Origin of the sequence: Butyricicoccus sp. (assembly GCF_050872565.1) — a bacterium.
In the GTDB taxonomy this organism is placed as follows: Bacteria; Bacillota; Clostridia; order Oscillospirales; family Butyricicoccaceae; genus Butyricicoccus_A.
In genome coordinates this window covers 1-4,622 of record NZ_JBNMHC010000177.1, presented here as the reverse complement: position 1 = coordinate 4,622, position 4,622 = coordinate 1, and the positions used below count along the sequence as shown (strand labels likewise).

The window sequence follows — 4,622 nt, the reverse complement described above, 5'->3', positions numbered from 1 at the left end:
GTGACCGGCGTACCGTTCAGCCGTGCGATACCGGCACACATAGCATGATCTTCGCCATACAGGCGGTCTCCATGCAGTTCCATGAAGTCGGTGAAGATTTCTTTTACAATATCATCAATGTTTGGTCGTTCAATGTCGTGAATGACGGCCAACTGACGAGCCATTGTTTTTTGATTCATTCTTCAAACCTCCTTTGCTTACCGGATAGCCGTGCAGAGACAATAAGGATGTCAACGTCTGCTTGAGTTCACCGCGCGGAACAATGGCATCACAGAAGCCATGCTCCAGCGTAAATTCTGCAGATTGGAAGGTAGACGGCAGTTTTTCGCCAATCGTTCCCTCAATGACACGTCGTCCGGCGAATCCAACGGTTGCCTTTGGCTCTGCCAAGATAATATCGCCCAGCATCGCAAAGCTCGCTGTGACGCCGCCGGTTGTCGGGTCAGTGAGCACGGTGATATACAGCTGACCAGCTTCCGCCAGCTTGGCTGCCGCACCGCTCACCTTTGCCATCTGGAGCAGAGAGAACATGCCTTCCTGCATTCGCGCGCCGCCGGAACAGGTGAATAAAATCACCGGCAATTGATGCGCTGCGCCGTATTCAAACAGCCGCGTCAGTTTCTCGCCGACGACGCTGCCCATAGACGCCATCATAAAATGGCTGTCCATCACGCCGATACAGGTCTTGATGCCGCCAATCAGGCAAGTGCCGGTAACGACGGCATCTTCCATGCCGGTCTTTTCTTTGAGTGTGGCAATTTTTTCCGCATATCCCTCAAATTTCAGCGGGTCAAGCGTTTGCAATTCGCCAAATAACTCCGAGAAAGAATGTTTATCTGCAATCTGACGAATGCGTGTCGATGCCAGCAAACGAGCATGTGCACCGCAGTGCGGGCAAACGTACAGATTCTTGCCATACTTCACAGAATCCAACGGTGCGCCGCACACCTTGCAGAAATGGCCGGTTTCCTTCTTTGGTTTGATATGTTTGATTCGCTCAGAGCTTTCTCTCGTCTTGTGAAACAAATCAATCAGCATATGATTCCCTCCCAGTCTGCATTACGCTTCATTGGATACATCAAATACGCCGTCTTCCATCGAATTGGTGTTGAAATCAGCGCGTTCAAAGGCATCGGACAGCAGTACAGACAACTGACGGTCTGTATTCGTCACAATACCTTCAAACAGCATCTCAGACAGCGCACGCTTCATGCGGGCAGATGCCTGTTTGCGGTCTCTGCCAAACGTCATGAGCTTGCAAATCATGCTGTCATAGAACGGCGGAATGTGATAGCCTTGATAAATCGCCGTATCGACGCGCACGCCAATGCCGCCAGCTAAATGCATGGATGCAATCGTACCCGGACGCGGGCGGAATTCTGCATCCTCCGCATTGATTCGGCATTCAATTGCATGTCCCAGCATCGGAACATCACGCTGTTCAAAATCCAGCGATTCACCCGCTGCAATGCGCAGCTGCCATGCAACCAAATCCAAGCCGGTAATTTCTTCCGAAATACCGTGTTCTACCTGAATTCGTGTATTCATCTCGCAGAAATAGAAATTCTGCTGGTCATCTACCAAAAATTCGACTGTGCCCGCGCTGGTATATCCCGCACGCTTGGCAAGTGCAACAGCACACTGACACATCTTTTGCCGCTGTCCATCAGATAAAAACGCAGATGGTGCTTCTTCAATGAGTTTCTGATGTCGACGCTGAATCGAGCACTCTCTGTCATACAAATGCACTGTATTTCCAGCCTGATCTGCTAAAATCTGTACTTCGATATGGCGCGGCTGCGCAATATATTTTTCGATATATAATCTGCCATCGCCAAAATTGGCAATGGCTTCACCAGATGCCGACTGATACGCTTCTTCCAGCTGTTCCGGACGTTCTGCCACACGAATGCCCTTACCGCCGCCGCCAGCTGATGCCTTGAGCATAACCGGATAACCGATTTTCTGTGCCCACTCGCTCGCCTCTTCCAACGAACAAACGACGCCGTCAGAGCCTTCTGCCAGCGGCACGCCAGCTTCTTTCGCCAGCGCACGTGCCTGTACTTTGTCACCGAGCAGCCGCATCGCCCGCTCAGACGGGCCGATAAACGCCAAGCCATTCTGTGCACAGGCGTGAGCAAATTCCGGATTCTCCGACAAAAAGCCGTATCCCGGATGAATGGCCTGCGCTCCGCAGCCTAAAGCGGCTTCGATAATATTGTTGATATTGAGATAGCTTTCCTGCGGCTGTGCGGGACCAATACAATACGCTTCATCGGCAATCTGCGCATGAAGTGATTCTTTGTCCGCCTCGGAATAGACCGCAACACTGATAATGCCAAGATCTCGGCAGGCACGAATGACGCGCACCGCAATTTCGCCGCGATTGGCAACCAATACCTTTGTAAACATACTCAATCTCCGATGGCACAGGTAAAGATGCCCTGTGCCGCTTTTTCTTCGCCGACCATCGCAACACCTTCTGCTACGATGATCTTGCCGCGCTCCTTGATTACCTTGACATGCAGCGTCAGGGTGTCGCCCGGCAATACCTTGCGGCGGAACTTAATCTTGTCCCAAGAGGCAAAGTAACCGGTCTTTCCGCGAAACTCTTCACGAGAAAGAATCGCCGTTGCGCCGGTCTGTGCCAGAGCTTCAATGATAAAGACGCCCGGCATTACCGGATTGCCCGGAAAATGTCCCTTGAAAAACAGTTCGTCACCGGTCACATGCTTGATACCGGTCACGGTTCCCGCTTCCATGTCCATTTCCTCAATGGAATCGACCATCAACATAGGATCTCTGTGCGGGATAATTTCCTTGATCTGTTCAATATTCAGCTTCATGAAATGTTCCTCACTCAATGACAATCAGCGGCTGATGATATTCTACCAAGTCGCCATTTGCTACCAAAATTTTCTGCACCTTGCCGTCACATGGGCTCTCAATGGTATTCATTGTCTTCATCGCCTCAATAATACACAAGGTCTGTCCCTTGGTTACCGTATCGCCGACAGAAACAATTGGCGGTTCCTCCGGTGCATTGGCCGCATAAAAGGTGCCGACCAGCGGTGCAGAAACAACGGTTCCGGAATAGGTTTCCTCCGGCTGTGCCGCCTCTTCCTGTGCCGGAGCCTGTGCTGCCGGTGCAGGTGCGACTGGTGCCGCAGCAGCAACTTCAGCCGGTGTATTTTCTACTGTAATCGAGAAGTTTCCCTCGGTCACGGTGACCTTCGATAAGCCCTGCTCTGCCGCATGGCGCATCAATTCAAACGTGAATTCCTGTAAAGCTTTATCCATTTACAGCCTCTCAATCCGTATATTTTTTAATCAAAATTGTCGCATTATGTCCGCCAAATCCTAAAGAGTTGGAAATCGCTGCGCGAACCTCTTTTTCCACCATGTGATTTGGCACATAGTTCAAGTCACACGCCTCATCCGGCTGCTCGTAGTGAATCGTCGGCGGAATTTTATCGTCCTGTACGGCCAATGCGCAGGCAATGGCTTCAATCGCACCGGCTGCACCGAGCAGATGACCCGTCATGGACTTGGTGGAAGAAATCGCAACAGTCTTTGCCTGTTCGCCAAATGCCAGCTTAATTGCGTTGGTCTCGCAAGCATCATTGACCGGTGTAGACGTGCCATGCGCATTGATGTAATCGACATCAGCCGGAGTTAAACCGCCGTCTGCAATGGCCATCTGCATCGCACGTTTCGGGCCTTCACCGGTCGGATCTGGGCTGGTGATATGATACGCATCACTGGTCGTGCCGTAACCGGCAACCTCTGCCAAAATCTTTGCGCCGCGCGCCTTGGCATGAGACAGGCTCTCCAAAACCAGAACGCCTGCACCCTCACCCATAATGAAACCATTTCTGCGCGCATCAAACGGGCAGCAAGCCTGTTCCGGATCCTCTGTGCTGCTCAATGCGTGCATATTGGAGAAACCAGCAACAGCAATCGGAGCAATAGCAGCCTCTGCGCCGCCGACAACGGCAACATCCAGATAGCCATGACGAATGGCGCGCATACCCTCGCCGACGGCGTGGGTACCGGATGCACACGCGCTGACTGGCGAAAAGCTGGAGCCCTTCAAGCCAAAGCGCATGGAAACGTGTGCCGTTGCCATGTTTCCGATAATCATCGGAATGCAGAACGGAGAGACACGGTTTGGACCGCGGTCCATCATCTTTACCTGTTCCTGCCCCAGTGTCATAATGCCGCCGATACCGGAAGCCATCAATGTACCGGCGCGAAATGGATCAAAGTTTCCTTCTGTCAAGCCAGACTGCTTCATCGCTTCCTCTGCGGCTACCATAGCAAACTGGCAGTACAAATCCATATGGCGTGCGTCTCTCTTTTCGATGACAGCGGACGGATCAAAGTTCTTGACTTCCGCTGCGACACTTGCCTTGTAGCCCGAAGCATCAAATCGTGTAATTGGTGCCACGCCGTTCTTTCCCGCCTGTAAGCCTTCCCAGTATTCCTTAACCGTGTTTCCAATCGGTGTTACAGCACCCATGCCGGTAATAACAACACGTTCCATCTTCTTCCTCCTTGTTTTACCGCCAACACTCACAGTGCTGTACAGCCGTCTACGGACAGAACCTGTCCGGTGATAT

At 51.9% G+C, this 4,622-nt stretch carries 5 protein-coding genes and 1 pseudogene; all 6 read right to left on the bottom strand.

The window, feature by feature from the left end:
- Nucleotides 1-164 (bottom strand): annotated as a pseudogene (locus ACR0P9_RS07995) (acetyl-CoA carboxylase carboxyl transferase subunit alpha); the annotation flags it as partial.
- Nucleotides 130-1,038, bottom strand: a complete 909-nt coding sequence (accD, locus tag ACR0P9_RS07990) for an acetyl-CoA carboxylase, carboxyltransferase subunit beta (protein ID WP_432619010.1) — start codon at nucleotides 1,036-1,038, stop codon at nucleotides 130-132. The pseudogene ACR0P9_RS07995 and the gene accD, both read right to left, overlap by 35 nt.
- A 21-nt stretch (nucleotides 1,039-1,059) precedes the next feature.
- Nucleotides 1,060-2,412 carry an acetyl-CoA carboxylase biotin carboxylase subunit gene (locus ACR0P9_RS07985; protein WP_432619008.1) on the bottom strand — a complete coding sequence of 451 codons (1,353 nt, stop codon included), beginning with the start codon at nucleotides 2,410-2,412 and terminating at the stop codon, nucleotides 1,060-1,062.
- Between the two features lie 2 nt (nucleotides 2,413-2,414).
- On the bottom strand, nucleotides 2,415-2,846 hold the full coding sequence (gene fabZ, locus ACR0P9_RS07980; protein WP_432619006.1) for a 3-hydroxyacyl-ACP dehydratase FabZ: 432 nt from the start codon (nucleotides 2,844-2,846) through the stop codon (nucleotides 2,415-2,417).
- 10 nt (nucleotides 2,847-2,856) lie between these two features.
- Nucleotides 2,857-3,300, bottom strand: coding sequence for an acetyl-CoA carboxylase biotin carboxyl carrier protein (accB, locus tag ACR0P9_RS07975; protein WP_432619004.1), 444 nt, complete (start codon nucleotides 3,298-3,300; stop codon nucleotides 2,857-2,859).
- A gap of 10 nt (nucleotides 3,301-3,310) precedes the next feature.
- A complete protein-coding gene (fabF, locus tag ACR0P9_RS07970; protein WP_432619002.1) occupies nucleotides 3,311-4,546 on the bottom strand; it encodes a beta-ketoacyl-ACP synthase II in 1,236 nt (411 codons plus the stop codon).
- Between the last annotated feature and the right edge of the window lie 76 nt (nucleotides 4,547-4,622).

Excerpts from the sequence above, each read along its gene's own strand:
- fabF (WP_432619002.1), bottom strand. The coding sequence starts at position 4,546 with ATGGAACGTGTTGTTATTACCGGCATGGGTGCTGTAACACCGATTGGA.
- accB (WP_432619004.1), bottom strand. The coding sequence starts at position 3,300 with ATGGATAAAGCTTTACAGGAATTCACGTTTGAATTGATGCGCCATGCG.
- fabZ (WP_432619006.1), bottom strand. The coding sequence starts at position 2,846 with ATGAAGCTGAATATTGAACAGATCAAGGAAATTATCCCGCACAGAGAT.
- ACR0P9_RS07985 (WP_432619008.1), bottom strand. The coding sequence starts at position 2,412 with ATGTTTACAAAGGTATTGGTTGCCAATCGCGGCGAAATTGCGGTGCGC.
- accD (WP_432619010.1), bottom strand. The coding sequence starts at position 1,038 with ATGCTGATTGATTTGTTTCACAAGACGAGAGAAAGCTCTGAGCGAATC.